General features: G+C 33.7%; 18 protein-coding genes. 15 read left to right on the top strand and 3 right to left on the bottom strand.

Annotated elements, in window-relative coordinates:
- The first annotated feature begins 4 nt into the window (after positions 1-4).
- The 6 genes from cap8K to cap8P all read left to right on the top strand — a co-directional run bounded on the left by cap8K (position 5) and on the right by cap8P (position 6,475).
- The gene (cap8K, locus tag IDG45_RS03345) at positions 5-1,243 is read left to right on the top strand and encodes a type 8 capsular polysaccharide synthesis protein Cap8K (protein WP_001238809.1); all 1,239 of its coding nucleotides are present in this window, start codon (positions 5-7) and stop codon (positions 1,241-1,243) included.
- Positions 1,244-1,276: 33 nt separating this feature from the next.
- Positions 1,277-2,482 (top strand): type 8 capsular polysaccharide synthesis protein Cap8L, encoded by a 1,206-nt coding sequence (gene cap8L, locus IDG45_RS03340; RefSeq protein WP_001291012.1) that lies wholly within the window; start codon positions 1,277-1,279, stop codon positions 2,480-2,482.
- A gap of 10 nt (positions 2,483-2,492) precedes the next feature.
- Positions 2,493-3,050 carry a type 8 capsular polysaccharide synthesis protein Cap8M gene (gene cap8M, locus IDG45_RS03335; RefSeq protein ID WP_000825098.1) on the top strand — a complete coding sequence of 186 codons (558 nt, stop codon included), beginning with the start codon at positions 2,493-2,495 and terminating at the stop codon, positions 3,048-3,050.
- Entirely contained in the window at positions 3,050-3,937 is an 888-nt protein-coding gene (gene capN, locus IDG45_RS03330; RefSeq protein WP_001230692.1) for a capsular polysaccharide type 5/8 biosynthesis epimerase CapN, read from the top strand. The genes cap8M and capN overlap by 1 nt, the downstream gene beginning before the upstream one ends.
- Positions 3,938-3,990: 53 nt before the next feature.
- Complete coding sequence (gene cap8O / locus IDG45_RS03325) at positions 3,991-5,253, top strand: type 8 capsular polysaccharide synthesis protein Cap8O (protein ID WP_000779486.1); 1,263 nt, start codon at positions 3,991-3,993, stop codon at positions 5,251-5,253.
- A 76-nt stretch (positions 5,254-5,329) separates the two neighbouring features.
- Positions 5,330-6,475: a type 8 capsular polysaccharide synthesis protein Cap8P gene (gene cap8P, locus IDG45_RS03320; RefSeq protein WP_000723456.1), complete on the top strand. Its 1,146-nt coding sequence runs from the start codon at positions 5,330-5,332 to the stop codon at positions 6,473-6,475.
- Between the two features lie 64 nt (positions 6,476-6,539).
- Here the strand turns inward: cap8P and isdI are convergent, their stop codons facing one another.
- Both isdI and IDG45_RS03310 read right to left on the bottom strand, forming a co-directional pair.
- Positions 6,540-6,866 (bottom strand): staphylobilin-forming heme oxygenase IsdI, encoded by a 327-nt coding sequence (isdI, locus tag IDG45_RS03315; RefSeq protein WP_000480604.1) that lies wholly within the window; start codon positions 6,864-6,866, stop codon positions 6,540-6,542.
- A 6-nt stretch (positions 6,867-6,872) separates the two neighbouring features.
- Positions 6,873-7,256 carry a YbaN family protein gene (locus IDG45_RS03310; protein WP_001237003.1) on the bottom strand — a complete coding sequence of 128 codons (384 nt, stop codon included), beginning with the start codon at positions 7,254-7,256 and terminating at the stop codon, positions 6,873-6,875.
- 426 nt (positions 7,257-7,682) lie between these two features.
- Here IDG45_RS03310 and IDG45_RS03305 point away from each other — a divergent pair, with 426 nt between their 5' ends.
- Together IDG45_RS03305 and IDG45_RS03300 are read left to right on the top strand one after the other, a co-directional pair.
- Complete coding sequence (locus tag IDG45_RS03305) at positions 7,683-9,170, top strand: aldehyde dehydrogenase family protein (protein WP_000290388.1); 1,488 nt, start codon at positions 7,683-7,685, stop codon at positions 9,168-9,170.
- A 646-nt stretch (positions 9,171-9,816) separates the two neighbouring features.
- Positions 9,817-10,776 carry a cation diffusion facilitator family transporter gene (locus tag IDG45_RS03300; protein ID WP_001013481.1) on the top strand — a complete coding sequence of 320 codons (960 nt, stop codon included), beginning with the start codon at positions 9,817-9,819 and terminating at the stop codon, positions 10,774-10,776.
- A 60-nt stretch (positions 10,777-10,836) separates the two neighbouring features.
- Here the strand turns inward: IDG45_RS03300 and IDG45_RS03295 are convergent, their stop codons facing one another.
- The gene (locus tag IDG45_RS03295) at positions 10,837-11,040 is read right to left on the bottom strand and encodes a hypothetical protein (protein WP_000356963.1); all 204 of its coding nucleotides are present in this window, start codon (positions 11,038-11,040) and stop codon (positions 10,837-10,839) included.
- Positions 11,041-11,218: 178 nt separating this feature from the next.
- Here IDG45_RS03295 and IDG45_RS03290 point away from each other — a divergent pair, with 178 nt between their 5' ends.
- From IDG45_RS03290 to ausA, 7 genes are all read left to right on the top strand, one after another.
- Positions 11,219-11,731, top strand: a complete 513-nt coding sequence (locus IDG45_RS03290; protein WP_000171924.1) for a DUF4242 domain-containing protein — start codon at positions 11,219-11,221, stop codon at positions 11,729-11,731.
- Between the two features lie 340 nt (positions 11,732-12,071).
- Positions 12,072-12,812, top strand: coding sequence for an ABC transporter ATP-binding protein (locus IDG45_RS03285; protein ID WP_000590836.1), 741 nt, complete (start codon positions 12,072-12,074; stop codon positions 12,810-12,812).
- A 13-nt stretch (positions 12,813-12,825) separates the two neighbouring features.
- Positions 12,826-13,800, top strand: a complete 975-nt coding sequence (locus IDG45_RS03280; RefSeq protein WP_111063693.1) for an ABC transporter substrate-binding protein — start codon at positions 12,826-12,828, stop codon at positions 13,798-13,800.
- Complete coding sequence (locus tag IDG45_RS03275) at positions 13,797-14,558, top strand: ABC transporter permease (protein WP_000197559.1); 762 nt, start codon at positions 13,797-13,799, stop codon at positions 14,556-14,558. The genes IDG45_RS03280 and IDG45_RS03275 overlap by 4 nt, the downstream gene beginning before the upstream one ends.
- Positions 14,559-14,570: 12 nt before the next feature.
- Positions 14,571-15,602, top strand: coding sequence for an acyl-CoA dehydrogenase family protein (locus IDG45_RS03270; RefSeq protein WP_000171660.1), 1,032 nt, complete (start codon positions 14,571-14,573; stop codon positions 15,600-15,602).
- A 563-nt stretch (positions 15,603-16,165) separates the two neighbouring features.
- A complete protein-coding gene (locus tag IDG45_RS03265) occupies positions 16,166-17,416 on the top strand; it encodes an MDR family MFS transporter (RefSeq protein WP_000826844.1) in 1,251 nt (416 codons plus the stop codon).
- A gap of 446 nt (positions 17,417-17,862) precedes the next feature.
- Complete coding sequence (ausA, locus tag IDG45_RS03260; RefSeq protein ID WP_111063711.1) at positions 17,863-25,038, top strand: aureusimine non-ribosomal peptide synthetase AusA; 7,176 nt, start codon at positions 17,863-17,865, stop codon at positions 25,036-25,038.

Here is a 25,038-nt window from a genome sequence, read left to right as displayed (position 1 = left end):
AATTATGAGATTAAATAAATTTATTGGCGATTCGTTCTTAATGATTTTAAGCAGTGGCATCGCTCAAGTCATATTAATCATCACTACCCCAATTATTACAAGACTATATTCACCTACAGAATTTGGTGAGTTTACAATTTTTTCAAATATCGCAATGATTTTAATACCAATAATAAATGCAAGATACGATTTGTTGATTGTGAATACCAAAAATGACCGTAGTGCTAATATACTTTCACAAATCAGTTTTTTGATATCATTGCTTATTTTATTAATACTGATACCAATATTTGCGATTAGTGCATGGTTATACCCAAACTTTATATTAGATTTTATTTTCATTATTATTATGTTGTTTTTGGTAAGTTTAACAAACATTTTTACAAATTATCTAAATAAGGAAAGAAAATATAAAGTGTTAAGTTTGATTAATGTGTTTAGAGCTGGATCAATGGCTTTACTTCAAATCATTTTCGGACTTTTAGCATTAGGAAGTCTAGGATTAATTATTGGTTTTTCATTATCCTATATCGCAGGCATTACACTAGGATATAAAACGTTTAAAAAGCACTTTAATATTGTGAGAGATAAAGAAGAAACTAAAGCATTATTTTTAGAAAATAAAAATCAGTTAGTTTATTCAACACCATCAATATTATTAAATAGTTTGTCTTTCTCGGTTGTTGTGTTCTTTATAGGTATTTTGTATACCAATACAGAAGTAGGTATTTATGGTATGGCCATAAGAGTACTAGGAATACCAGTGACAATTATTTCTTTAGGGTTATCAAAAATATTTATGCAACAAGCTAATGACTATTATATTGAGCATGGTAACTTCCGAAATTTATTACTTAAATTTAGTTCCATACTGGTTATAGTTTCTATAATTCTTTATGTGCCACTTTATTTGTTCAGTGAAGAATTAGTCAATATATTATTAGGACACAGCTGGGTTGACGCAATTACAGTTATAAAAATTGTTATCCCATTATTTGTTATCAGGCTGATTGTATCAACGGTATCACTTTCTGTGATTGTATTACAAAAACAACAGTTAGAATTAATACTACAAGCGTTATTTTTAATAGGTACTACTGTAACATTTGTTATATCAAAAATGCTTAATTTAACTTTTTTAAACTTTGTATCTATTAATACAGTTGTTTTAATCCTATCGTACATGATATTTTTCATAGCACTCTATTATTTTGCTAAAAATAAGCAGTTCAAAAATTCTTAGTCTAAATTCATTAATAAAAAGGACGTCGATTAGATGAGTGAAAAAAAGATTTTGATTTTATGTCAGTATTTTTATCCGGAATATGTATCTTCTGCGACGTTACCAACACAATTGGCAGAAGATTTAATTGCGAATCACATTAATGTCGATGTCATGTGTGGATGGCCATATGAATATAGTAATCATAAACAGGTTTCTAAAACCGAGATGCATCGTGGTATTCGCATTCGACGTCTCAAGTATTCGAGGTTTAATAACAAAAGTAAGGTTGGAAGGATCATCAATTTCTTTAGTTTATTTTCAAAATTCGTAATTAATATACCTAAAATGTTGAAATATGATCAGATTCTTGTTTACTCTAATCCACCAATCTTGCCATTAATACCAGACGTTCTACACAGACTGTTTAAGAAAGAATATTCTTTTGTGGTGTATGATATAGCACCTGATAATGCGATTAAGACAGGTGCAACACGTCCAGGTAGCATGATTGATAAACTGATGCGTTACATTAATAAACATGTCTACAAGAATGCTGAAAATGTCATTGTCCTTGGTACGGAAATGAAAAACTACTTAGTAAATCATCAAATTTCTAAAAATCCTGACAATATTCATGTGATTCCTAACTGGTATGACATGCGTCAGTTACAAGACAATCATATCTATAATGACACATTTAAAGATTACCGTGAGCAATACGACAAGATTATATTGTATAGCGGTAATATGGGGCAGTTACAGGATACGGAGACACTTATCTCATTTTTAAAATTAAATAAGGATCAGCCTCAAACGTTAACAATACTTTGTGGTCATGGTAAGAAATTTGCAGATGTCAAAACGGCAATAGAAGACCATCGTATTGAAAATGTTAAAATGTTTGAGTTTTTAACAGGTACAGACTATGCTGACGTATTAAAAATTGCGGATGTATGTATTGCATCACTGATTAAAGAAGGCGTTGGTTTAGGCGTGCCGAGCAAGAATTATGGCTACCTTGCAGCTAAGAAGCCGTTGGTACTCATCATGGATAAGCAATCTGATATCGTTCAACATGTTGAACAATATGATGCGGGTATCCAAATTGATAATGGCGATGCACATGCCATTTATAACTTCATCAACACTCACTCGAGTAAGGAATTGCACGAGATGGGTGAGCGCGCACATCAACTGTTTAAAGATAAATATACGAGAGAAATTAATACTATGAAGTATTACAATCTGTTGAAGTGAGGAGATAATTATGAAGCGATTATTCGATGTAGTGAGTTCAATTTATGGTTTAGTAGTTTTAAGTCCGATTCTGTTAATTACAGCATTACTAATTAAAATGGAATCACCTGGACCAGCCATTTTCAAACAAAAAAGACCGACGATTAATAATGAATTGTTTAATATTTATAAGTTTAGATCAATGAAAATAGACACACCTAATGTTGCAACTGATTTAATGGATTCAACATCGTATATAACAAAGACAGGGAAGGTCATTCGTAAGACCTCTATTGATGAATTGCCACAATTATTGAATGTTTTAAAAGGAGAAATGTCAATTGTAGGTCCTAGACCAGCTCTTTATAATCAATACGAATTAATCGAAAAACGTACAAAAGCGAACGTGCATACGATTAGACCAGGTGTAACAGGGCTAGCTCAAGTGATGGGGAGAGATGATATTACTGATGATCAAAAAGTAGCGTATGATCATTATTACTTAACACATCAATCTATGATGCTTGATATGTATATCATATATAAAACAATTAAAAATATCGTTACTTCAGAAGGTGTGCATCACTAATGAGAAAAAATATTTTAATTACAGGCGTACATGGATATATCGGTAATGCTTTAAAAGATAAGCTTATTGAACAAGGACATCAAGTGGATCAAATTAATGTTAGGAATCAATTATGGAAGTCGACCTCGTTCAAAGGTTATGATGTTTTAATTCATACAGCAGCTTTGGTTCACAACAATTCACCTCAAGCAAGGCTATCTGATTATATGCAAGTGAATATGTTGCTTACGAAACAATTGGCACAAAAGGCTAAAGCTGAAGACGTTAAACAATTTATTTTTATGAGTACTATGGCAGTTTATGGAAAAGAAGGTCAGGTTGGTAAATCAGATCAAATTGATACACAAACACCAATGAACCCTACGACCAATTATGGTATTTCCAAAAAGTTAGCTGAACAAGCATTACAAGAGTTGATCAGTGATTCGTTTAAAGTAGCAATTGTGAGACCACCAATGATTTATGGTGCACATTGCCCAGGAAATTTCCAACGGTTAATGCAATTGTCAAAGCGATTGCCAATCATTCCAAATATTAACAATCAGCGGAGTGCATTATATATTAAACATCTGACAGCATTTATTGATCAATTAATATCATTAGAAGTGACAGGAGTGTATCATCCTCAAGATAGTTTTTACTTTGATACATCGTCAGTAATGTATGAAATACGTCGCCAATCACATCGTAAAACGGTATTGATCAACATGCCTTCAATGCTAAATAAGTATTTTAATAAATTGTCGGTCTTTAGAAAATTATTCGGCAATTTAACATACAGCAATACGTTATATGAAAATAATAATGCGCTTGAAGTTATTCCTGGAAAAATGTCACTTGTTATTGCGGACATCATGGATGAAACGACAACCAAAGATAAGGCATAAGTCATCTATTAAATAAAATCAACATACAAATCGTTTTATTTGGAGGTTATAGTATGAAGTTAACAGTAGTTGGCTTAGGTTATATTGGTTTACCAACATCAATTATGTTTGCAAAGCATGGCGTCGATGTGCTTGGTGTTGATATTAATCAGCAAAGGATTGATAAGTTACAAAGTGGTCAAATTAGTATTGAAGAACCTGGATTACAAGAGGTTTATGAAGAGGTACTGTCATCGGGAAAATTGAAGGTATCTACAACGCCAGAAGCATCTGATGTTTTTATCATTGCCGTTCCGACGCCGAATAATGATGATCAGTACCGGTCATGTGACATTTCGCTAGTTATGCGTGCATTAGATAGTATTTTACCATTTTTAGAAAAAGGAAATACCATTATTGTAGAGTCGACAATTGCGCCCAAAACGATGGATGATTTTGTAAAACCAGTCATTGAAAATTTAGGGTTTACAATAGGTGAAGATATTTATTTAGTACATTGTCCAGAACGTGTACTGCCAGGAAAAATTTTAGAAGAATTAGTTCATAACAATCGCATCATTGGCGGTGTGACTAAAGCTTGTATTGAAGCGGGTAAACGTGTCTATCGCACATTCGTTCAGGGAGAAATGATTGAAACAGATGCACGTACTGCTGAAATGAGTAAGCTAATGGAAAACACATATAGAGACGTGAATATTGCTTTAGCTAATGAATTAACAAAAATTTGCAATAACTTAAATATTAATGTATTAGATGTGATTGAAATGGCAAACAAACATCCGCGTGTTAATATCCATCAACCTGGTCCAGGTGTAGGCGGTCATTGTTTAGCTGTTGATCCGTACTTTATTATTGCTAAAGACCCTGAAAATGCAAAGTTAATTCAAACTGGACGTGAAATTAATAATTCAATGCCGGCCTATGTTGTTGATACAACGAAGCAAATCATCAAAGCGTTGAGCGGGAATAAAGTCACAGTATTTGGTTTAACTTATAAAGGTGATGTTGATGATATAAGAGAATCACCAGCATTTGATATTTATGAGCTATTAAATCAAGAACCAGACATAGAAGTATGTGCTTATGATCCACATGTTGAATTAGATTTTGTGGAACATGATATGTCACATGCTGTCAAAGACGCATCGCTAGTATTGATTTTAAGTGACCACTCAGAATTTAAAAATTTATCGGACAGTCATTTTGATAAAATGAAGCATAAAGTGATTTTTGATACAAAAAACGTTGTGAAATCATCATTTGAAGATGTATCGTATTATAATTATGGCAATATATTTAATTTTATCGACAAATAAAATGTGTCAAACTAGGACATACATGATTAAGGAAAGATAAGCTGTCATGTGTTTGAACTTCAGAGAGGATAATGTTATGAAAAAAATTATGGTTATTTTCGGTACGAGACCCGAAGCAATAAAAATGGCACCATTAGTAAAAGAAATTGATCATAATGGGAACTTTGAAGCGAACATTGTGATTACAGCACAACATAGAGATATGTTAGATAGTGTGTTAAGTATATTTGATATTCAAGCTGATCATGATTTAAATATTATGCAAGATCAACAAACGTTAGCGGGCCTTACGGCGAATGCGCTTGCTAAACTTGATAGCATCATTAATGAGGAACAGCCGGATATGATTTTAGTACATGGTGATACTACAACGACTTTTGTAGGAAGCTTGGCAGCATTTTATCATCAAATTCCGGTCGGACATGTAGAAGCTGGACTTCGAACACATCAGAAATACTCACCATTTCCTGAAGAGTTAAATCGAGTCATGGTAAGTAATATTGCTGAATTGAATTTTGCGCCAACAGTAATTGCAGCTAAAAATTTACTTTTTGAAAACAAAGACAAAGAGAGTATCTTTATTACTGGAAATACAGTTATTGACGCATTGTCAACAACAGTTCAAAATGATTTTGTTTCAACGATTATTAATAAACATAAAGGTAAGAAAGTTATTTTACTAACAGCGCATCGTCGTGAAAATATTGGGGAACCGATGCATCAGATTTTTAAAGCAGTAAGAGATTTGGCAGATGAATATAAAGATGTTGTCTTCATTTATCCAATGCATCGTAATCCAAAGGTAAGAGCGATTGCCGAAAAATATTTATCTGGGAGAAATCGGATTGAATTAATTGAGCCATTAGATGCGATTGAGTTCCATAATTTTACAAATCAATCGTACCTCGTGCTGACAGATTCTGGTGGTATTCAAGAGGAGGCTCCTACATTTGGAAAACCTGTGTTGGTATTAAGGAATCATACAGAGCGTCCCGAAGGCGTTGAGGCGGGAACATCGAGAGTAATTGGCACAGATTATGACAATATTGTTCGAAATGTGAAACAATTGATTGAGGATGATGAAGCGTATCAACGTATGAGTCAAGCGAATAATCCATATGGTGATGGACAAGCATCACGACGTATTTGTGAAGCAATAGAATATTATTTTGGATTGCGTTCAGACAAGCCGGATGAATTCGTACCTTTACGTCACAAATAATAAAAAAACCCTAATCATGAAGTTGGTTTAGACAACCAGCGGTGACTAGGGGTTTTTAATATGTTTATTTTTGATAGTGGTAGCCAATATCATATTTGAATACTTTATTTGATAATATTGGACTTTGCTGTTCATCGTCATCACTTTTTAAACGTACATTTTTATGAGCTTCTTTAAATACATCGGAATTCAACCAATTATTAAAGCTATCTTCAGATTCCCAAATAGTTAAGATTTTAACTTCATCTGTATCCTTGGTATTTAATGTTTTAGTGACAAACATTTGTTGGAAGCCTTCAATAGTTTCAATACCTTGTCTATTGTAAAAACGTTCAATCGTTTCTTCCGCACTGCCTTTTTGTAATTGTAATCTATTTTCTGCCATAAACATGGGCAATCACTCCTCTATTTTATTATTTGATTTGGGTAATGTTTTTACAAATGTAAAGAGTACAGCGGTTTGTATGATAACCATTATGATTAATCCTATACGGACTGCAAGAACATCCACCATATAAATTGAAAAACCTATTACAATGTATAAGCTAATTAAAATTTTAATTTTCTGTTGTAGCGTGTAGCCTCGATGTAAATAAAAGTTTTCTACATATTCTTTATAAATTTTTTGATTAATAAGCCAATTGTAAAAGCGATCTGAACTTCGAGCAAAACAAAAAACTGCTACGAGTAAAAAAGGGGTCGTTGGCAGTAAAGGTAATACGGCACCTGCAATACCAAGCGCTGTAAATATTAAGCCAATGACGATTAAAATAAGTCGCATTGAAAAAACTCCATTCTAGTACTAATGCGCATGTAATATTGTTTTAGTAATATAAATCATGCTAAATATAATGTGTATGATAAGTGCAATGACTCAGTAAAATGAAACGTTGTTGAATTATCCTTGTCCCATTAACGCATTTTAAGCGCGACTTTCATAACAACCAAACTATTTAATGAGAATTGTTCTCAAGTATTATAGTTATATTATGTGTTTTATTTTTGAAAAGTGCAATATGTTTTCGAAAATAAGATTATTTTTATGTGCAAAAACGACGCAAAAGTTTTAAAAATGAGACTTCTGTGAGCTGATTATTTTATAAAATGTAAACGCTTACTATATAATGTGAATCATATCGTTTAAAAGCATTATTAAATATGATGCTAAGAGATTTATATTATAGCCAATAAACAAAGGAGAGATAATATGGCAGTAAACGTTCGAGATTATATTGCAGAGAATTATGGTTTATTTATCAATGGGGAATTTGTTAAAGGTAGCAGTGACGAAACAATCGAAGTGACTAATCCAGCAACTGGAGAAACACTATCACATATTACAAGAGCAAAAGATAAAGATGTCGATCATGCAGTCGAAGTGGCGCAAGAGGCATTTGAATCATGGTCATTAACTTCTAAATCAGAACGTGCACAAATGTTGCGTGATATTGGTGATAAATTAATGGCACAAAAAGATAAAATTGCAATGATTGAAACATTAAATAATGGTAAACCGATTCGTGAGACAACAGCAATTGATATTCCATTTGCTGCAAGACATTTCCATTATTTCGCAAGTGTTATTGAAACAGAAGAAGGTACAGTGAATGATATCGATAAAGACACAATGAGTATCGTACGTCATGAGCCGATTGGCGTCGTAGGTGCTGTTGTTGCTTGGAACTTCCCAATGCTATTAGCTGCATGGAAGATTGCGCCAGCCATTGCTGCAGGTAATACAATTGTGATTCAACCTTCGTCTTCAACACCATTAAGTTTATTGGAAGTTGCTAAAATTTTCCAAGAGGTATTACCTAAAGGTGTTGTCAATATACTAACGGGTAAAGGTTCAGAATCAGGTAATGCAATTTTCAATCATGATGGTGTAGATAAATTATCATTTACGGGCTCAACTGATGTAGGTTATCAAGTTGCCGAAGCTGCAGCAAAACATCTAGTACCTGCTACATTAGAACTTGGTGGTAAAAGCGCCAATATCATATTGGATGATGCTAATTTAGACCTTGCAGTTGAAGGTATTCAGTTAGGTATTTTATTCAACCAAGGTGAAGTATGTAGTGCAGGTTCTCGATTATTAGTTCATGAAAAAATTTATGATCAATTGGTGCCACGTTTACAAGAGGCATTTTCAAATATTAAAGTTGGAGACCCACAAGATGAAGCTACACAAATGGGTAGTCAAACTGGTAAGGATCAATTAGATAAAATTCAATCATATATTGATGCAGCAAAAGAATCAGATGCACAAATTTTAGCAGGTGGTCATCGCTTAACTGAAAATGGGTTAGATAAAGGATTCTTCTTTGAACCGACATTAATTGCTGTGCCAGATAATCATCATAAATTAGCGCAAGAAGAAATATTTGGACCAGTTTTAACAGTGATTAAAGTGAAGGATGATCAAGAAGCAATTGATATAGCTAATGATTCAGAGTATGGTTTAGCTGGCGGCGTATTTTCTCAAAATATCACACGTGCATTAAATATTGCTAAAGCTGTTCGTACAGGACGTATTTGGATTAACACTTACAACCAAGTACCAGAAGGTGCACCATTTGGTGGTTATAAAAAATCAGGTATCGGACGAGAAACTTATAAAGGTGCGTTAAGTAACTATCAACAAGTTAAAAATATTTATATTGATACAAGCAACGCTTTAAAAGGTTTGTACTAGAATCAATATCATTTTTGAGGCGTGTTCGTAGGTCAGTCTAGCGGTAAGTCTTAACATGTTTACGGAGTTGTTTAGATTTTAAGCGAAACAAAATATTTAGGAACATGCATAATGATATTAGGATATAATGACTAAAATAATAGCAGTAGGATGGTTTTTAATTGCAAATCATCATACTGCTGTTTTTAATTATGCTAATTTGCGAGCGGCTATTATAAAGACAGAGTTGTTTATTAATTGTGGTGATTTAGAAATGTGAAGTTCTATATGCAAAGTCATCGTTTGTTTTAATATGTGGAACAATCATTAAAGCTATTGCGATTTTTTGAACTTAATGAAACTAAACAATAAATTTGAGATGCTTTTTTGTCATTTTTATGTAACTAACACAATAATCTCGTACATTATTAAAAATTTCTATATGATAGGGATAAAGCAAAGAGCGAGTGTGCTGTAAAAGTTTTTCCAAGGTGATATTACATAAAGGTATAAAGGGTAAAGATTAATGAGTTGTCATGTGAAGAACGATGGTGTATAAATCATGGTTAATTACGGAAGCATTAATATTAATCTGAGAAGCTATAAAGAATTATTTTTAAAAGCGACAATATTAAATACGACGCATTTATTTAGGAGTGGCAAACGTATGAATGGGAAAAAGGCGAATACGATAAACAGATACAAATATTTTCATCATGTCAATCATCAAAAAATTCAACAAAGTTCTAAAAAGACGCTGTGGGCATCACTTATCATCACATTGTTATTTACAGTGATTGAATTTGTCGGAGGTTTAGTATCTAATTCATTGGCATTACTGTCAGATTCATTTCATATGCTTAGTGATGTATTAGCACTTGGTTTATCCATGTTGGCCATTTATTTTGCAAGTAAGAAGCCGACTGCACGATATACATTTGGATATTTAAGATTTGAGATATTAGCTGCATTTTTAAATGGTTTAGCATTAATTGTCATTTCAATCTGGATTTTATATGAAGCTATTGTACGTATTATTTATCCGCAACCAATTGAAAGTGGCATTATGTTTATGATTGCTAGTATTGGTTTACTCGTCAATATTATTTTGACTATTATCCTTGTAAGGTCTTTAAAACAAGAAGACAATATCAATATTCAAAGTGCATTATGGCATTTCATGGGAGACTTATTGAACTCTATTGGTGTCATCGTTGCAGTTGTATTGATTTACTTTACAGGATGGCGCATCATCGACCCAATCATTAGTATTGTAATTTCACTCATCATTTTACGTGGTGGTTATAAAATTACGCGTAATGCGTGGTTGATTTTAATGGAAAGTGTGCCTCAACATTTGGATACTGATCAAATTATGGCAGATATTAAAAACATAGATGGCATATTAGATGTACATGAATTTCATTTGTGGAGTATTACAACAGAGCATTATTCATTAAGTGCCCATGTTGTGTTAGATAAAAAATATGAGGGCGATGATTATCAAGCGATTGATCAAGTATCATCATTGTTGAAAGAAAAATATGGCATTGCACATTCAACGTTGCAAATTGAAAACTTGCAATTGAATCCATTAGATGAGCCATACTTCGACAAATTAACATAAATAAAACATTGTAGCGCCTAAAACATTAATCTATGTCATAGGCGCACGTTTTGTTTTGGATTATGTTGCATCATTTAAATGATTTTCGTCAATTTCTTTGATGCTATCTACATCTAACACGACATCTTTAGGTTTCAAAATATGAATATGTTTTTCATCATTTGTATGTAAAATGCGTTCTATGATGTATCTTTGACCGGCCATTGTTTCTACAGCAATCTTTTTATTTCTTGCTAAACTTGCTACGACGGATTCTTTATCCATAATGATAGCCCCCTATATATATGTTTATTTACTTATACCCTAACATTATTTTTATACTCTTTGAAAATATATTTTACAGAATTTTATCTAGATATTTAAAAAAATCGCTCAATATCCTTGTAATCCGATAAGGATTGTAGTAATATTTTTTCAACCATTGTTATAGGAGGTCTTATTAATGACATTATTTTTATTAGAAGCTAACAATCTTGATTTTGCATCAACGAAAGAAGAACTAGAAGCAAAGGCAGCATCACTATCTACGAAGACAATTCCAACATTAATTGAAGTACAAGCTACTGAAAATTTAACTCATGGTTATTTTATTGTGGAAGCAAATGACGAAGCAGAAGCTAAACAATTTTTAACAAAAGCAGGTATTAGTATTCAATTAGTCAAAGAAGTACGCTTAGTTGGTAAAGATTTAGATGAAGTTAAAAATGGTGATGCACATGTTGATTACCTTGTAACTTGGAACATTCCTGAAGGTATTACGATGGATCAGTATTTAGCACGTAAAAAGAAAAATTCTATTCATTATGAAGAAGTACCGGAAGTTGAATTTAAACGCACATATGTATGTGAAGATATGTCTAAATGTATTTGTTTATACAACGCACCTGATGAAGAAGCGGTACGTCGCGCGCGCAAAGCAGTTGATACACCGATTGATGGCATCGAAAAACTTTAATAAGACAACAAGTTGATGAGATATATGTATATAGGTTTGGCGTGGTTTGAGATGGCAGTTAATTAGAATAGCTCAATGCTATAAATGTAAGTAGTTGATATGGCGAAACTAATGAACTATATGCAATTATTGGCTAAAACAATCATTTTATTAAATTTTGTAGAGCTGAAATTAATATAACGTCGTTAATTGAATAACGCTTATGTTATAAGAGTGCTCGCACCAAACCATAATCATCTATAGATATAACAATTCACGATTTAAGGGCTGTGTTTGGCATAGCCCTTTAGATATACATTTAATTCTTATTAAAATAGTAGGGAATAAAAGGGGGCTTGTCATGATTAAAATACAACAATTACAACATCACTTTGGATTGCATAAAGTAATTCATAACTTTAATTTGGACATTAGTAAGGGAGAAATAGTCACTTTTATAGGAAAAAGTGGTTGCGGGAAGTCTACTTTACTCAATATTATCGGTGGATTTATTCATCCATCATCTGGTCGTGTCATTATTGATAACGAAATTAAACAACAGCCGTCTCCAGATTGTTTAATGCTATTTCAACATCATAATCTGCTGCCATGGAAAACGATTAATGACAACATTAGGATTGGATTCCAACAGAAAATTAGTGATGAAGAGATTAACGCACAGCTTAAATTAGTTGATTTAGAAGGCAGAGGAAAGCATTTTCCCGAGCAACTGTCCGGAGGTATGAAACAACGTGTAGCATTATGTCGAGCGCATGTGCATAAGCCTAACGTTATATTGATGGATGAGCCATTAGGTGCATTAGATGCGTTTACACGCTATAAACTTCAAGATCAACTAGTGCAACTAAAACACAAAACGGAATCAACTATTATCTTAGTCACTCACGATATTGATGAAGCTATTTATCTTTCCGACCGCATTGTTCTATTAGGAGAAGGATGCAATATTATTTCGCAATATGATATTACAGCATCACATCCACGCAGTCGCAATGATAGCCACCTACTTAAAATTCGTAATGATATTATGGAAACATTTGCATTGAATCATCATCAAGTTGAACCTGAATATTATTTATAAGGAGTGAGTGACGATGAAAAGGTTAAGCATAATCGTCATCATTGGAATCTTTATAATTACAGGATGTGATTGGCAAAGGACGTCTAAAGAACCGTCTAAAAATGCCCAACAGCAGCAAGTGATTAAAATTGGATATTTGCCGATTACACATTCAGCTAATTTGATGATGACTAAAAAATTATTATCACAACACAATCATCCGAAATATAAATTAGAATTAGTTAAATTCAATAATTGGCCAGATTTAATGGACGCATTAAACAGTGGTCGTATTGATGGTGCATCTACCTTGATAGAGCTCGCGATGAAATCAAGGCAGAAGGGCTCGAATATAAAGGCTGTGGCATTGGGTCATCATGAAGGCAATGTCATTATGGGACAAAAAGGTATGCACTTAAATGAATTTAATAATAATGGCGATGATTACCATTTTGGTATACCACATCGTTATTCAACGCATTATCTTTTACTTGAGGAATTACGTAAACAATTGAAGATTGAACCGGGTCATTTTAGCTATCATGAAATGTCGCCAGCGGAGATGCCAGCCGCATTAAGTGAACACAGAATTACAGGGTATTCTGTAGCCGAACCATTCGGTGCACTGGGTGAAAAGTTAGGCAAAGGTAAGACTTTGAAACATGGTGATGACGTTATACCTGATGCGTATTGCTGTGTGCTAGTACTGAGAGGCGAATTGCTTGATCAACATAAGGATGTAGCGCAAGCATTTGTACAAGATTATAAAAAGTGTGGCTTTAAAATGAATGATCACAAGCAAAGTGTAGACATTATGACGCATCATTTTAAACAAAGTCGTGACGTTTTAACACAGTCAGCGGCATGGACATCCTATGGTGATTTAACAATTAAGCCATCTGGCTATCAAGAAATTACGACATTGGTAAAACAACATCATTTGTTTAATCCACCTGCATATGATGACTTTGTTGAACCGTCATTGTATAAGGAGGCATCACGTTCATGACACGTCTCACAATTAATAAAATTATATTACCTATTATCACATTTATTATTTTCTTAGGCATTTGGGAAATGGTCATTATTATTGGACATTACCAACCTGTATTGTTACCTGGTCCTGCTCTTGTAGGAAAAAGCATATGGACTTTCATTGTTACTGGAGAAATTTTCCAACATTTAGCAATTAGTTTATGGAGATTTGTAGCGGGCTTTGTTGTCGCATTGGTGGTTGCTATTTCATTGGGCTTCTTGCTTGGAAGGAATCGTTGGCTATACAACGCTATCGAACCGCTATTTCAATTGATTAGGCCGATATCTCCGATAGCATGGGCACCATTTGTTGTTCTATGGTTTGGTATTGGTAGTTTGCCAGCGATTGCGATTATTTTTATCGCTGCTTTTTTCCCAATTGTGTTCAATACCATTAAAGGCGTTAGAGACATTGAACCGCAATATTTAAAAATAGCGGCAAATTTAAATTTAACTGGGTGGCCATTGTATCGCAATATATTATTTCCCGGGGCATTTAAACAAATCATGGCTGGGATACATATGGCGGTAGGAACAAGTTGGATATTTTTAGTTTCTGGTGAAATGATTGGTGCACAATCGGGATTAGGTTTTTTAATCGTTGATGCACGAAATATGTTGAACTTAGAAGATGTTTTAGCAGCAATATTCTTTATCGGATTATTTGGTTTTATTATTGATCGATTCATTAGTTATATTGAGCAGTTTATACTTAGAAGATTTGGTGAATAAGGAGAGATGATGATGACTTTAGAAACGCTTATCAAAGAACAATTAGATCCTCATTTAGTAGAAGTTGATGAAGGGACGTATTATCCGAGAACATTTATCCAACAATTATTTGTAGATGGCTATTTTGGTGAAGCGACACTGAGAAAAAATGCTGAAGTAATCGAAGCTGTATCGCAGTCTTGTTTGACAACAGGATTTTGTTTATGGTGCCAATTGGCTTTTTCAACGTATTTAGAAAATGCCGCGCAGCCACATTTAAATAAAGACTTACAACAACAATTGTTATCTGGTGAAATATTAGGTGCTACTGGATTGTCTAATCCGATGAAGTCATTTAATGATTTAGAAAAGTTGAATCTTGAACACACTTATGTTGATGGACAATTGGTTGTCAGTGGACGTATGCCAGCAGTAAGTAATATTCAAGAAGACCATTATTTTGGTGCGATTTCGAAGCATGAATCATCAGATGAATTTGTCATGTTCATTCTACGTGCCAATCAAGATGGTATCACTCTCGTTGAAAAAACAAATTTTTTAGGGGTAAACGGCTCGGCAACTTATCAGATTACATTGAATCAAGTCGTAGTGCCACAATCACAAATTATCACACATGATGCGAAGCAGTTTGCGGCAACTATTCGCCCGCAATTTATTGCTTATCAAATTCCAATAGGATTAGGCTCAATTAAAAGTTCTTTAGAGTTAATTGATGCATTTTCAAATGCGCAAAACGGAATAAATCAATATTTAGAGTATGATGTTGAAGCTTTTAAAAAACGTTATCGTCAACTTAGAGAGGAATATTATGCAATATTAGATGACGGTAACTTAACTTCACATTTAAATGAATTAATATCATTGAAGAAGGACATCGGCTATTTATTGCTAGATGTGAATCAAGCTTCTGTTGTCAATGGTGGCTCAAGAGCATATACACCATATTCACCACAAGTTCGCAAGTTAAAAGAAGGATTCTTCTTCGCAGCATTGACACCAACATTAAGACATTTAGGTAAACTTGAAGCAGAGTTGAATAGCTAACTGAATTAAGATGGTGCATTATTCTATTCGTCGAAAACTACTACCGCTTTATAGATGGTAGTAGTTTTTTACTGCGATTACGCATATAAAATTTAGTGCCTGAATTATAATACAACGTTCGGGCACATATGTGTTCACTTACGCAATTATTGATAAATTTCAATCATCTGGAATAATATATAATTAGAGAGTGGGACAGAAATGATAAAGAGTCACAAATGATTTATTATGTAGTGGTTCTTGGGAGTGGGACAGAAATGATATTTTCGTAAAATTTATTTCGTCGTCCCACCCCAACTTGCACATTATTGTAAGCTGACTTTCCGCCAGCTTCTGTGTTGGGGCCCCGCCAACTTGCACATTATTGTAAGCTGACTTTCCGCCAGCTTCTATGTTGGGGCCCCCGCATCAACTACTGCTATATAGTCATAAATTAAATAAGTATTAAGAAGTTGAACGAGTATGTCTTGAGTGAAATGTACAATTTTTGTGAAAATACGTGAAAAATCAGGAGTCCATAAATATTGAGCTTGTTATACATGTCGAGTGAGGTGTAGACATCAATGAAGCGATTAAGTACAACATTGAAAGTACGATTAATTAGTAATTTTTTACAATTGATTATTACGACAGCGTTTATCCCATTTATAGCATTATATTTAACTGATATGTTAAATCAATCTATCGTTGGTATATATCTTGTTGTCTTAGTGATTTTGAAGTTTCCGTTATCTATTATTTCTGGCTATATTATCGAAATATTTCCAAAAAAGGCTCTCGTGCTGATTTATCAGTTGACGATGGTTGTTATGTTAGTGTTAATGGGCATATTTAGCTCTAACCAGCTATGGCAAATCATCTGCTTTTGCATTGCATACGCTATATTCACTATCGTTTGGGGCTTGCAATTTCCAGTTATGGATACATTAATTATGGATGCAATAACGGAAGATGTTGAACATTACATTTACAAAATGAGTTATTGGATTACGAACTTATCGGTTGCTATCGGAGCTTTGTTAGGTGGATTAATCTATGGTCATAGTATGTTGATACTTTTCTTAGTCGCGGCATGTATTTTTTTAATTGTACTGGTGATTTTATATATTTGGTTGCCAGAAGACCAAAATCAATCAGTACGAACTGTTGCTAATGCGCAAACGCCTTTTTATCAACAATTTCATATTTTGAAAGTGTTGCGTAGTTATAAATCAGTTTTAAAAGATCGAAACTATATGTTAATGATTTCAGGATTCAGTATTTTAATGATGGGTGAATTCTCAACATCTTCGTATATTGCAATTAGATTAAAAGATCAATTTGAGACCATCAGCATAGGTCCTTATGATATTACAGGGGCAAAGATGTTAGCAATTTTACTCATGACCAATACTGTTGGTGTCATTGTACTCACGTATTTTATTTCAAAAGTTGTATTAAAAATAGATTTTAAAATAGCTTTAGTGTTCAGTTTACTATTTTATATTGTCGGTTATAGTGGAATCACGTATCTCAATCAATTTAGCTTGCTCATCTTATTCATGATGATTGCTACTATAGGTGAAATCGTTTATTCGCCTATATTTGAAGAGCAACGCTTTAAAATTATTCCAGAAGATAAAAGAGGGACATATAGTGCTTTTCATGCATTAGGTATTCATATGTCGGAAACATTAGCGAGGTTAGGGATTGTCTTGGGTGTGTTCTTAACCTCCTTACAAATGGGGTTGTGTATGTTTATCTTGTTAGTAATGGGTGCTTTGTTACTTGTTATAGGTGTATTTAGAGGACGAAAGAAAGTAAGCATAGATTGAATTTGCTGAAACATTTATTTAACAAGTCTCTTTATATTGAAAACCTATTAATTTGGTCGTGATTAAAATAGAGATAAATTTATTAAGAATTTGTTAAAATTTAAGGATAACAATTGTTTTATGCGAGTTGTTTGTTTAATATAAACTTGCTTCATGGATATTTTGTAACAACAATATTGAATTTGCAATGAGATGTGAACAAGAGAAAGTGATTAACGAGTTGTAGTGTGCTATTTATCGAAGATGTATGTAATTTACATTGAAAAATATACCAATTGTAACGATGATACAAGATGTATTTTAGGGTAGAATATATCGCTTATATGTTGCGAATGGTGTTTTATATTAATCATTACATAACGAGTTAATTAACATTTCGTCGGTTATCATATCATCATGCAATTTCAGTAAGTAATGAGTATTATGATATGAAAGAAGGACTTTTTATGATTATGGGTAATTTGAGATTTCAACAGGAATATTTTCGTATATACAAAAATAATACAGAATCAACGACACACCGTAATGCGTATTGGGTTAAACTCGCTAAAAATGTTGAAGCTACTAAAATGATGTATGCATTATCGACAATTGTGCAACAACATGCATCTATAAGACATTTTTTTGATGTTACTACCGATGACAATTTAACAATGATACTTCATGAATTTCTGCCTTTTATTGAGATAAAACAAGTTCCATCTTCTTCCGCAAACTATGATTTAGAAGCTTTTTTTAAGCAAGAATTAAGTACTTACCATTTTAATGATTCACCTTTATTCAAATTTAAATTGTTTCAGTTCGCTGATGCTGCATATATACTATTAGATTTTCATGTGTCTATTTTCGATGATAGTCAAATTGATATTTTTCTTGATGATTTATGCAATGCATATCGTGGCAATACTGTTATTAACAATACTCGACAGCATGCACATTTAAATAGAAATGATGATAAAGACAATCAAGATGCATCGCATATAGCATTAGACTCAAACTACTTTCGGTTAGAGAATAACTCTGACATCCATATTGATAGTTATTTACCAATTAAGCATCCATTTGAGCAAGCTTTATATCAAACGTATTTGATTGATGATATGACATCAATAGATATGGCATCGTTGGCTGTTAGTGTGTATTTAGCTAACCATATAATGAGTCAACAACATGATGTCACATTAGGAATACATGTACCATCACATTTACCAAATGATTTGCACGGAAATATTGTGCCCTTAACGTTAACAATCGATGCAAAAGATGTATGTCAACGTTTTACAACAGATTTTAATAAATGTGTGTTGCAAAATATGTCGCAATTACAGTGCGCGAAGTCTTCGCTTTCATTAGAGACTATTTTTCATTGTTATCATCAAATGATGTCTTGTTGTAATGATGTTATTGAGGATGTACATCAAATACATGATGCACATACATCTTTAGCGGATATTGAAATTTTTCCATATCAACACGGGTTCAAAATTATATATAACAGTGCAGCATATGATTTGCTCTCAATCGAGACGCTGAGTGACTTAGTTCGTAATATTTATTTGCAAATTACTGAAGAAAATGGAAATAAACGAACAACTGTAGATGAACTTAATTTGATGACAGAACGTGATATTCAATTATATGACGATATCAATTTAAGTTTGCCTGATTTAGATGATGCGCAAACAGTTGTTACCTTATTTGAGCAACAAGTTGAAGCAACGCCGAATCATATCGCTGTGCAATTTGACGGAGTGTTTATAACATATCAAACATTGAATGCACGCGCGAATGATTTAGCACACCGTTTGAGAAACCAGTACGGTGTTGAACCTAATGATCGTGTCGCTGTCATAGCTGAAAAAAGTATTGAGATGATAATAGCGATGATAGGTGTGTTGAAAGCTGGTGGGGCTTACGTGCCAATTGATACGAACTATCCAAGTGATCGTCAGGCGTACATTTTAAAAGATGCAACGCCTAAAGTTGTAATAACGTACCAAGCTTTATATGAAAATGGTAAACAAAATATTAATCACATTGATTTGAACAAGATAGCGTGGAAAAATATTGATAATCTTTCTAAATGTAACACGTTAGAAGATCATGCTTATGTTATTTACACGTCGGGGACAACTGGTAACCCTAAAGGAACACTAATTCCGCACCGAGGTATTGTTCGCTTGGTCCATCAAAATCATTATGTACCATTAAATGAAGAGACGACGATTTTGTTATCAGGAACTATAGCCTTTGATGCTGCAACATTTGAAATATATGGTGCATTGCTCAATGGTGGAAAGCTGATTGTTGCTAAAAAAGAACAATTATTAAATCCAATAGTGTTAGAACAATTAATCAATGAAAATGACGTTAATACTATGTGGTTAACCTCCTCATTATTTAATCAGATTGCTAGTGAACGAATAGAAGTATTGGTACCGTTAAAGTATTTATTAATTGGTGGAGAAGTATTGAATGCTAAGTGGGTAGATTTGCTTAATCAAAGACCTAAGCATCCTCAAATTATTAATGGTTATGGACCAACTGAAAATACAACATTTACAACGACGTATAATATACCTAACAAAGTTCCAAATCGTATTCCTATTGGTAAAACGATTCTTGGTACTCATGTTTATATCATGCATGGCGAGCGTCGCTGTGGCGTTGGTATTCCTGGAGAATTATGTACAAGTGGCTTTGGGTTAGCTGCAGGTTATTTAAATCAGCCAGAATTGACAGCAGATAAATTTATCAAAGATTCAAATATAAATCAGCTGATGTATAGAAGTGGTGATATCGTTCGTCTGTTACCCGATGGCAACATAGATTATTTATATCGAAAGGACAAACAAGTTAAGATTCGAGGGTTTAGGATTGAGTTGTCAGAGATTGAGCATGCGCTCGAGCGTATACAAGGTATTAATAAAGCTGTTGTTACTGTTCAAAATCATGATCAAGATCAGTATATCGTTGCTTATTATGAAGCGATGCATACATTATCACATAATAAGATTAAATCACAATTACGTATGACCTTACCGGAGTACATGATACCAGTTAATTTTATGCATATTGAGCAAATTCCTATTACTATTAATGGGAAATTAGATAAGAAGGCATTGCCTATCATGGACTATGTCGATACGGATGCCTATGTAGCACCGAGTACAGATACCGAACACTTGCTATGCCAAATTTTTGCAGATATTTTACATGTGAATCAAGTAGGTATTCATGATAATTTCTTTGAATTAGGCGGCCATTCATTAAAAGCAACGTTAGTGGTGAATCGGATAGAGGCATCTACTGGGAAACGATTACAAATTGGTGATTTATTACAAAAGCCAACTGTATTTGAACTAGCACAAGCAATTGCTAAGGTTCAAGAACAAAACTATGAAGTGATTCCTGAAGCTATAGTTAAAGATGATTATGTGTTGAGCTCTGCACAAAAGCGTATGTATTTATTATGGAAATCAAACCATAAAGATACGGTGTATAACGTACCTTTTTTATGGCGGTTATCATCAGAACTTAATGTAGCTCAATTGCGACAAGCAGTTCAGCATTTGATAGCGCGACATGAGATTCTACGAACACAATATATTGTTGTAGATGATGAGGTTCGACAACGTATTGTGGCAGATGTTGTAGCTGACTTTGAAGAAGTTAACACGCATTTTACGGATGAACAAGAAATCATGCGCCAATTTGTGGCACCTTTTAATTTGGAAAAGCCAAGTCAAATTAGAGTGAGATACATTAGAAGTCCATTACATGCATACCTGTTTATAGATACACATCATATCATTAATGACGGTATGAGTAATATACAATTAATGAATGATCTTAACGCACTTTATCAACATAAATTATTGTTACCACTTAAATTGCAATATAAAGACTATAGTGAGTGGATGTCGCATCGTGATATGACGAAACATAGACAATATTGGTTATCTCAATTCAAAGATGAAGTACCTATTTTAAGCTTACCGACAGACTATGTTAGACCAAATATTAAAACGACAAATGGAGCAATGATGTCATTTACAATGAATCAACAAACGAGACAGCTACTTCAAAAATATGTAGAAAAGCATCAAATTACTGATTTTATGTTCTTTATGAGTGTGGTCATGACGTTGTTAAGCAGATATGCTCGAAAAGATGATGTTGTTGTCGGTAGTGTAATGAGTGCGCGTATGCATAAAGGCGCGGAGCAAATGCTAGGCATGTTTGCTAATACGTTGGTATATAGAGGGCAACCGTCACCTGATAAAATGTGGACACAGTTTTTACAAGAAGTTAAGGAAATGAGTTTGGAGGCATACGAGCATCAAGAATACCCATTCGAATGCTTAGTAAATGACTTAGATCAATCACATGATGCCTCACGGAATCCATTATTTGATGTCATGTTAGTACTACAAAACAATGAAACGAATCATGCTCATTTTGGGCATAGTAAATTAACACACATTCAACCCAAATCGGTGACGGCGAAATTTGATTTATCTTTCATCATTGAAGAAGATCGCGATGACTATACAATCAATATCGAGTATAATACCGATTTATATCACTCAGAAACAGTTCGTCACATGGGTAATCAATGTATGATTATGATTGATTATATTTTGAAGCATCAAGATACACTACAAATTTGCGATATACCAAATGGCACGGAGGAACTTCTAAATTGGGTCAATACGCATGTTAACGATCGAATGCTTAATGTCCCGGGAAATAAATCTATCATAAGTTACTTTAATGAAGTTGTCTCACGACAAGGTAATCATGTTGCGCTAGTCATGAATGATTTGACAATGACATATGAAACATTACGCAACTATGTGGATGCCATTGCGCACATACTCCTATCAAATGGTGTGGGCAATGGTCAACGGGTTGCCTTGTTTACAGAACGTAGTTTTGAAATGATTGCGGCGATGTTGGCGACAGTTAAAGTAGGTGCATCTTATATACCTATCGATATTGATTTTCCGAAAAAACGACAAGGTGCAATTTTGGAGGATGCTAAAGTAACTGCAGTCATGTCTTACGGCATTGAAATTGAAACGACATTACCAGTCATTCAATTGGAAAATGCTAAAGGTTTTGTTGAATCAAAGGAAAATGATCAATATGATGATTTACATGGCGATCAACTTGAAAACACAGCGATGTTAGATAATGAGATGTATGCTATTTACACATCTGGTACGACTGGGATGCCTAAAGGGGTTGCCATACGACAACGAAATTTGTTGAATTTAGTGCATGCATGGTCAACTGAATTGCAATTAGGCGACAATGAAGTATTTTTGCAACATGCAAATATTGTTTTTGATGCATCAGTTATGGAGATTTATTGTTGTTTGTTAAATGGTCATACGCTTGTGATTCCGGATAGAGAGGAACGTGTTAATCCAACACAGTTACAACAACTCATTAATAAGCATCGTGTTACGGTGGCATCGATTCCATTACAGATGTGTAGTGTTATGGAAGACTTTTATATTGAAAAATTGATTACAGGCGGGGCAACTAGTACGGCAAACTTTGTTAAATATATTGAGAAGCATTGTGGCACGTATTTCAATGCCTATGGACCATCTGAGTCAACAGTCATCACATCGTATTGGTCACATCAATGTGGTGATTTGATACCTGAGACGATTCCAATTGGCAAACCCTTATCTAACATCCAAGTGTATATTATGTCAGATGGTTTGTTATGCGGTATTGGTATGCCAGGCGAGTTGTGTATTGCAGGTGATAGTTTAGCGATAGGATATATTAATCGTTCAGAATTAATGGCTGATAAATGGCAAAATAATCCATTTGGTAAAGGAAAGTTGTATCATAGTGGTGATTTAGCACGTTATACATCTGATGGTCAAATTGAATTTTTAGGAAGAATAGATAAACAAGTGAAAGTTAACGGGTACCGTATTGAACTTGATGAAATTGAAAATGCAATATTAGCTATTCGTGGTATATCTGATTGTGTTGTCACAGTAAGTCACTTTGATACGCATGATATATTGAATGCTTATTATGTTGGAGAGCAACGAATGGAGCAGGATTTGAAGCAATATTTAAATGATCATCTGCCTAAGTATATGATTCCTAAGACTATAACGCATATCGATTGTATGCCATTAACCACGAATGACAAGGTGGATACTACGCGTTTGCCAAATCCATCACCTATACAACAGTCTAATAAAGTGTATAGCGAACCATCTAATGAAATTGAGCAGACATTTGTTGATGTATTCGGAGAGGTATTGAAACAAAATGATGTCGGTGTTGACGATGATTTCTTTGAACTTGGTGGTAACTCATTAGAGGCGATGTTAGTTGTCTCGCATTTAAAACGATTTGGCCATCATATTTCAATGCAGACATTATATCAATATAAAACCGTGCGACAGATTGTTAATTATATGCACCAAAATCAACAATCATTAGTTGCATTACCGGATAATCTTTCGGAATTACAAAACATAGTTATGACTCGTTATAATTTGGGTATTTTAGAGGATAGTCTAAGTCATCGACCTCTAGGAAATACACTATTGACTGGTGCTACAGGGTTTTTAGGTGCTTATCTGATTGAAGCACTACAAGGATACAGTCATCGCATTTATTGTTTCGTACGTGCTGATAATGAGGAAATAGCATGGTATAAGTTGATGACGAATTTAAATGATTATTTTTCAGAAGAGACGGTTGAAATGATGTTATCAAACATTGAAGTCATTGTTGGTGATTTTGAGTGTATGGATGATGTTGTTTTACCAGAAAACATGGATACGATTATTCATGCAGGTGCTCGTACAGATCATTTTGGTGATGATGATGAATTTGAAAAAGTAAATGTTCAAGGTACTGTTGATGTCATACGTTTGGCACTACAACATCATGCAAGGTTAATATATGTGTCTACGATAAGTGTGGGAACTTATTTTGATATAGACACAGAAGATGTGACATTTTCAGAAGCAGATGTCTATAAAGGACAACTACTAACATCACCATATACACGGAGTAAATTTTATAGTGAATTAAAAGTATTAGAAGCTGTAAATAATGGCTTAGATGGTCGGATTGTACGTGTTGGTAATTTGACGAGTCCTTACAATGGGAGATGGCATATGAGAAATATAAAGACTAACCGTTTTTCAATGGTAATGAATGATTTGTTACAACTGAATTGTATCGGGGTTAGCCTCGCTGAAATGCCTGTAGATTTTTCTTTTGTGGATACGACTGCCAGACAAATTGTCGCATTAGCACAGGTCAACACACCACAAATCATTTACCATGTGCTATCACCTAATAAAATGCCGGTGAAATCTTTGTTAGAATGCGTTAAGCGCAAAGAAATTGAACTCGTCAGCGATGAATCATTTAATGAAATTTTACAGAAACAAGACATGTACGAAACAATTGGATTAACTAGTGTTGACCGTGAACAACAACTAGCAATGATAGATACAAAATTAACATTAAAAATAATGAATCACATCAGTGAAAAATGGCCAACGATAACTAACAATTGGCTGTATCATTGGGCGCAATATATCAAAACAATATTCAATAAGTAA

The sequence above is a fragment of the Staphylococcus sp. EG-SA-10 genome (genome assembly GCF_017151945.1).
GTDB classification, from domain to species: domain Bacteria; phylum Bacillota; class Bacilli; order Staphylococcales; family Staphylococcaceae; genus Staphylococcus; species Staphylococcus aureus.
This window is presented reverse-complemented; position numbering and strand designations above follow the sequence as displayed.